General features: G+C 70.7%; 2 protein-coding genes. Both read left to right on the forward strand.

The genetic code is table 11. The annotated features are described in order from the left end of the window. Positions 1-166: 166 nt before the first annotated feature. Positions 167-622 (forward strand): BlaI/MecI/CopY family transcriptional regulator, encoded by a 456-nt coding sequence (locus AC08OV_RS23340; protein WP_476613959.1) that lies wholly within the window; start codon positions 167-169, stop codon positions 620-622. Then, a complete protein-coding gene (locus tag AC08OV_RS23345; RefSeq protein ID WP_476613960.1) occupies positions 619-1,569 on the forward strand; it encodes a M56 family metallopeptidase in 951 nt (316 codons plus the stop codon). The genes AC08OV_RS23340 and AC08OV_RS23345 overlap by 4 nt, the downstream gene beginning before the upstream one ends. The last annotated feature ends 83 nt before the right edge of the window (positions 1,570-1,652 follow it).

A 1,652-nucleotide genomic window follows, 5' to 3' on the forward strand; every position in this document is an offset into this window, starting at 1 on the left:
GAGACGAGGGAGGCGGAGCGGCCCGCGGCAGGCGCGAGCACGTCGGAGTCGCGTTGGACGGGTGGAGGAACCGCCGTAATCTGGGGCCCGGTGCCGCAGCGGGAGTCAGCGGACCCGCAGGTCTGGTGGACACAGGTCTGGTGGACACGACGAGCGTGGGGTCAGGATGCGCGGGCTGGGCGGGCTGGAAGCCGTGGTCATGGACCGGCTCTGGTCCGCGACCGCGCCGACAACGGTCCGCGCGGTCTACGAAGACCTGCTCCGGCACAGGGAGATCGCCTACACGACCGTCATGACCGTGATGGACAACCTGCATCGCAAAGGCTGGCTGCGACGCCACCTGTCCGGCCGGGCATATCTGTACGAACCAGTGCGGTCCCGAGAGGTGCACAGCGCACAGCTGATGGGCGAGGCGCTCGCGGACAGCACCGACCCCGCCGCGACGTTGGTCCACTTCGTCGAACGCATGTCACCCGACGAGGCGGCGATGCTGCGGGAAGCCCTCGGCCGCGCCACCAGTTCCGAGCGCCACCAACGGGCCTCAGCCAGCAGCGACGGCGGGCATGAGCCTGACAAGGATTCCCTCGAGCCGGGGGAACGGGCCGAAGGAGGGGTACGGTGACAGTCGCTGCGGCGTTGATGGCCTACGCGACGGTGCTCGCCATCGCCTCGCCGCGGCTGCTGCTGCGAGCGTCCTGGCCTGAGCGAGCCCCCCGACTCGCGATCTGCCTGTGGCAGGCGTTGTCGGTATCGGTGCTGGCCGCCGTCGTTCTGAGCGGTCTTGCGCTGACCGTCCCGTCCGCCCGAGTCAGCGCCGACCTGATCGGCCTGCTCCGCACCTGTGTTATGGCTCTGCAGGACATCCACCCCAGCCTGGACAGCGCTGGGCCCGCCGTCGCCGGGCTGACCCTGGCCTTCCTCTGGTCCGCGCGTCTGGCCTACTGCGCGGCGTCGGAACTCGTCCGGGTCGGGCGTGCACGCCGTGAGCATGCTCGGAAGCTGGAGATTCTCGGACGCCCTGTCCCGCATCTCGGGGCCGTCCTGCTGACCCACGACACGGCCGCTGTCTACTGTCTGCCCGGCCGCAGCCAGCGGGTGGTTCTCACCACGGCCGCGCTGGACGCGCTCGAACCGGAACAGCTCCAGGCCGTACTCGCCCACGAACGGGCGCATCTGGCGGGCCGCCACCATCTCGTCCGTGCCGGAGCGACCGCGCTCGCCCGTGCGTTCCCGTTCGTGCCGCTGCTCCGCGACGCGCAGCGCGAGGTCTCCAGGCTGCTGGAACTCGCGGCGGACGACGTCGCCTCCCGCCACCACGAACGCCTCTCGATCGCGGCGGCCCTGGCGGCCCTGGCCGGTGGGGGCAGCCCCAAGGTCGGGATGGCAGCTGGCGGACCGACGTCACTGCGTCGCGTTCGCCGCCTGCTACAGCCCGCCAACCCGTTGGGACCGGCCCGGACACTGGTCGGCGCCGTGATCGTGACCGCAGTGCTTCTCATCCCGATCGTCGTGGCCGCTGCTCCGCTGGCCGGGCTCGGACACTCTCTCTACTGCCCCCTGCCGGCATAGCGTCTACCTAGTACTCCAACCCGACTTTTGTGATCAGTTGCGGCCCGTGGGTTGACGGTGGGCGGCCGACCCAGCTCGCTCCG

Source organism: Frankia sp. CeTa3Moorea (genome assembly GCF_978021225.1).